Origin of the sequence: Shewanella sp. MM_2022_3 (assembly GCF_022557375.1) — a bacterium.
GTDB lineage: Bacteria > Pseudomonadota > Gammaproteobacteria > Enterobacterales > Shewanellaceae > Shewanella > Shewanella xiamenensis.
Window position 1 is genome coordinate 1 of record NZ_JAKZGV010000094.1, and the last position, 3,183, is coordinate 3,183.

The window sequence follows — 3,183 nt, forward strand, 5'->3', positions numbered from 1 at the left end:
TATTGTCAAGTATTGTATGCATACAATTTAGGTATTTATGGATATTCAACTTTTAAATGATCCACAACTCTGGACATTAATGGCCTCTGCTGCACTCTTTTGTGCAACCATGACCATGACACCGGGGCCAAATAATATTCTACTCGCCAGTTCAGGTGCCCATTTTGGGGTAATGCGCACCATTCCACATATTGCAGGGATCCGCTTAGGTTCGACCTCTTTGCATCTGTCGGTGTTACTGGGTCTTGGCGCTTTATTCGAGGTGTTTCCCGTGTTGCATCAAGTGCTAAAGTACGCAGCGTTACTGTATTTGTTGCACCTTGCCTATCGATTAGTCACCTCTCCTGTTAAGGCGGCAGATTTGGATGACGGGCGTCAGCCGATGAGTGTGATGGAGGCGGCGCTGTTTCAGTGGATTAATCCTAAATCTTGGATGTCGACCATTACCCTTTGTAGTGCGTTTACCTTAGGAGGCGATGGTTTTTGGCTCAGTGCATTACTAGGCGTGTTAGTGTTTAATCTGGTGGGATTTCCGGCTTCATTTACTTGGGTGTTTGTTGGTGCAGCAATCAGTAAAAAGCTGAATACGGATAAACGTCGACGTCATTTTAACTGGTTTATGGGCAGTTTATTGTTAGTTTCATTGCCGATGATCCTACGGTAAGCAGAGCTAATTAGGCTAAAAGCTTAAATATTCTGGGATACTGACTCGCTTAATGATTGGCTTTATGCCATAACCAACATAGTATTGATGACTTTTTTAGATAACGGTTTTATATACCTAAACAAACTGAAGAAGTTGGTTCCATGGGTATTGCACCGATATAAGGTGAGTTATCTAACCATAACAAGTTGCAATTGACTTGGGAGTATATGGAGGTTAGCGCGTGAAGTTTCCCAGTTTAGTATCATTTATGCCTGGTTTGGCGCAGATGCTGCAGTACGAGAAGCAATGGCTCAGGGATGATGTTCGAGCCGGATTATCCGTGGCGGCGGTCGCTTTACCTGTAGCCATTGCCTATGCACAACTTACAGGGGTCAATGCCGCTGTAGGTTTATACTCCTGTGTGCTGCCAATGTTAGTGTATGCATTGTTTGGTACTTCCAGACAATTAATCGTTGGTCCCGATGCCGCGACTTGCGCCGTGATTGCCGCAGTTGTGACGCCACTTGCTGCTGGCGACAGCATGAAACACTGGCAACTCGTGATGACCATGACGGCTATGACGGGGTTTTGGTGTTTAATCGCCAGCCGTTTTCGCCTTGGTGTCTTGGCGGACTTTCTCTCAAAACCGATTTTAATGGGGTTACTTAATGGTGTGGCGATCACTATTATCGTCGGTCAATTCTCAAAGATTTTTGGTTTCACCTTCGATGAGCGTTATTTGATTGAGCGCTTATCCGGTGCGCCTTCCTATCTCACCAAAACACACTGGCCCACCTTATTGATGGGACTGGTGACCTTAGCCACCTATGCCTTAATAAAACGTTATCGTCCACAATGGCCTGCTTCAATGTGTGCAATGGCAATGGCTGCATTTTTGGTGTGGGCCTTTAACTTAACCAGCTTCGATATCAATGTGGTGGGCGAGGTGAGTGCAGGCTTGCCTTCGTTTCAAGCGCCGGTTTTTAATATTGGTATTGCCCGTGAACTAGTTGTGCCTGCGCTTAACTTAGCCATGGTGAGCTTTGTGAGTATGATGCTTACTGCACGCAGTTTTGCGGCTAAAAATGGCTATGATATCGATGCGGACAAGGAGTTTCGCGCCCTCGGTATTGCCAATATTGCTTCAGCTTTATCACAAGGTTTTGCTGTCAGCGGTGCTGATTCGCGTACAGCTGTCAATGATGCTAACGGCGGTAAAAGTCAGCTTGTTTCAATCATCGCGGCGTTATTGATTGCGATCGTCGCGTTGTTTTTTACTGCACCATTGAAATATATCCCTAGTTCAGCTCTTGGTGTGGTCTTAGTGATTGCCTCTATTTCGTTGATTGATTTAAAGGCGCTATGGAATCTGCGCGTCAGAGACCGCTCAGCCTTCTTGCTTGCTTGCACCACATTGTTTTCAGTATTGTTTATTGGCGTTATCCCTGGGATTACCTTGGCGGTGTTACTCGGTTTATTCCAGTTTTTAGCGACTGTGATGCGGCCAACGGATCAAGTGTTAGGGCTTGATCATAAAGGGGTTATCCGCAGTGTAGATGATTCGGGCAAGGCTAAGTCTGTGCCTGGGGTGTTTATCTACCGCTTTAATTCACCCTTAACCTACTTCAATGCCACTTACTTTAAACGTCGATTACTGGAGAAGTTTATCCGTGAGCCTGAACCCGTCGATTGCATCATTATTGATGCCGTGCCGTGTTTTACCCACTTGGATTTAAGTGTGATGGCCATGCTTGCAGATCTCCATCAATTATTGAAGAAGCGTGGTATACGTTTAGTCTTGGCGGGGCGTAAAAGGCAGATGCTTGGCTGGTTTGAACAGGCGGGGATCCCGTCAGGCGAAGGCGGCATTTTAATTCGGCCAGATTTATATTTGGCATTGAAAATGAACCAAAGCTACAAACAAGCGTTAGCTGAAGGCCAAGCGCCAGTAATCAAAAAAGCGCCTGAGGATGATGTGCTACTTCATAGTCATTTATAGGATGCTATTTTAACGAAAAAGCGCGGTAATGTCCGCGCTTTTTGGTTTATTGTTCAAGTGCATAGAGCTATGCACTTTATACTTGATGCCTCAAAAGTATGATGGTTGTGGCGTAAAGAGCCGCTCGTCATTTGAGTATCATAACTACGCGTCATTCCTCGTTTCGCGAGCTTGCGCAACATCTAACGCTTAAACATCAACCCGTTCTAGTCATTTTGCAGTTTATCTAAAGGGATTAAACCATGATAGGCATAGTAGCCTATGGGTCCTAAAAATAAGCTTAGCAGGCACCATAAACATTTTTTGTTAGTGCTGAGGTTAACTTGGCTCTTAAATACTCGAGCTGCGAATAAGCAATGCAGTAGGGCTAAACCGATGAGCATCGCTATGATTATAATATCCGTATTATCCAAGTACTTTATCCCTGTAATTCATCGTGATGATTTAGCATAAAATGTTAAAAAGGATTTACTCACTTTACCTAAGTGAGAGCTACTTTACGTGAACATTTTACCGATTTCTATAGGGTATATAAAAA

General features: G+C 44.5%; 2 protein-coding genes. Both read left to right on the forward strand.

The window, feature by feature from the left end:
* Positions 1 to 37: 37 nt before the first annotated feature.
* Positions 38 to 664, forward strand: a complete 627-nt coding sequence (locus MMG82_RS21140) for a LysE family transporter (RefSeq protein WP_037418333.1) — start codon at positions 38 to 40, stop codon at positions 662 to 664.
* A gap of 223 nt (positions 665 to 887) precedes the next feature.
* The gene (locus tag MMG82_RS21145; protein WP_037418330.1) at positions 888 to 2,645 is read left to right on the forward strand and encodes a SulP family inorganic anion transporter; all 1,758 of its coding nucleotides are present in this window, start codon (positions 888 to 890) and stop codon (positions 2,643 to 2,645) included.
* Positions 2,646 to 3,183: the final 538 nt, after the last annotated feature.